We start from the raw sequence: 1,394 nt of genomic DNA, 5'->3' as shown, positions 1-1,394 counted from the left end.
TGAGCTGGGACCATCCGGGCTGCGGCTGGCCGGGTCGGGCGAGGTCGGCGAGCGCGCGGACGTGGTGGACCTCGATGTTGTCCGTGCGTTGGCAAAGCTCGCACTTGCCCGCCCGGAGCCTCTTGATCAGCTCCTTGTGCGGGTAGAGCGGCCCGGTCGTCGGGCGGTCGGTGAGGACCGCCAGCTTCTGCCGCTTGAGGGGAATGCCGCCGAACCGTGCGACCAGGGGGTTCCTGCCCGTGCGCTCGACGCTGGCCTCGAAGCAGGTGCGCAGGCCGTGCGGTGTCGCGATCTTGGCCTTGAACCTGGCCGCCATCTTCGACACCGACGATCCGTGCTTGCCCGCCAGCGTCTTGAGCATGGAGGTCTCCATGACCCAGCACAGCCGGTGCAGTCGGGCGACGTCACCGGCGAGCAGGTAGTACTGGACGATGCCCCGGTACTCGGCCCCGAATCTGGCCACGATGCTGTGGTCGGCCTCGTTGACCATCGGGTTCCGGCACGCGGGTTTGCCGCGTGACAAGTAGGGGACACTCTTGGCCTTGATCACCGACGCGGGCACGTGCAGACGGACGGTGCCGTTGATCGAGCGGCGGTTGCGCCGATCGGTCGCCGAGCGCCGTTTCGTCTTGCGGTCGCTGCCCGCGACCGCGATCTCGTAGCCGAGGAACCTGGCCCGTTGGGTGCGGGCGTGGGTGATCAGCGTCTTGTCGGGGGACAGTTCCAGCTTGAGGTCATCACGCAGGAACCGTGCCAGGCGCTGTTTGATCTCCTCGGCTTCGGCCTTGGGTCCGGCGAACCCGAGCAGGGTGTCATCGGCGTATCGGCAGTAGCGCAGCCTGCGGTAGCCGGGATCGCGGGGATCCTGGCTGGGCAGGCTGTGCAGCCGCCGGTAGAGCGTCCGCACCTGCGTGCGGTCACCCCGTCGGCGGGCCCGCGCGATCGCGTGTTCCACCGACCGGTACTCCGGGTTGCGCGCCCGGAGCCGGCCTCGGGTGTATTCCGGGATGAGGACCGTCTCGATGAAGGTGTCCAGCTTGTGCAGGTAGATGTTGGACAGGACCGGGGAGGCCACCCCGCCCTGCGGCGCACCGCTGAGCGTGGCGTTCCAGGTCCAGTCCTCCAGGTATCCGGCCGTGAGCATGGTGCGCAGCAGCCGCAGAAACCGGCCATCGTGGATCTTCTCCGCCAACGTGGAGATCATCACTTCGTGGTCGAGCGACCCGAAGCAGTCGGTGATGTCGCCCTCGATGAACCAGGTCGTCCCGGTCCAGGTAGTGGCCACCTCGCGCAGCGCGGTGTGGCAACCCCGGCCGGGTCGGAACCCGTGGGACCGGCCGGAGAACGTCGGCTCGTAGTACGCCTCCAACAGCAGGCGAACCACTTCACCGACC

The 1,394-nt window shown here is 68.1% G+C and carries 1 protein-coding gene; it reads right to left on the bottom strand.

Annotated elements, in window-relative coordinates:
* Window positions 1-1,384, bottom strand: a 1,384-nt coding sequence (locus KME75_RS41560; protein ID WP_219420469.1) for a reverse transcriptase/maturase family protein, incomplete at its 3' end; no start/stop codon positions are given.
* Between the last annotated feature and the right edge of the window lie 10 nt (window positions 1,385-1,394).

Source organism: Pseudonocardia nigra (genome assembly GCF_019396355.1).
In the GTDB taxonomy this organism is placed as follows: domain Bacteria; phylum Actinomycetota; class Actinomycetes; order Mycobacteriales; family Pseudonocardiaceae; genus Pseudonocardia; species Pseudonocardia nigra.
Note: the sequence above shows the minus strand (reverse complement) of the source record. Positions and strands in the feature narration are given on the sequence as shown.